Annotated in this window: 1 pseudogene; it reads right to left on the bottom strand. The window is 62.8% G+C overall.

Annotated elements, in window-relative coordinates:
- Nucleotides 1–239: pseudogene (locus CVH10_RS23980) on the bottom strand (DNA recombination/repair protein RecA); the annotation flags it as partial.

Below are 239 nucleotides of genomic sequence, written 5' to 3'. Positions count from 1 at the left end.
TGACCACCTTGACCCGGGTGGTGTTGCCGACCACCTCGTCGCGGTTCTTGATCGCGCCGGTGCGGCGGATGTCCAGACGCACCGAGGCGTAGAACTTCAGCGCATTGCCGCCCGTCGTCGTCTCGGGCGAGCCATACATGACCCCGATCTTGTGGCGAATCTGGTTGATGAACAGGACGATGCACTTGGACTTGGAGATGGAGGCCGTCAGCTTGCGCAGCGCCTGGCTCATCAGACGC

This window comes from Halomonas sp. ND22Bw (assembly GCF_003011945.1).
GTDB lineage: Bacteria > Pseudomonadota > Gammaproteobacteria > Pseudomonadales > Halomonadaceae > Halomonas > Halomonas halophila.
Note: the sequence above shows the minus strand (reverse complement) of the source record. Positions and strands in the feature narration are given on the sequence as shown.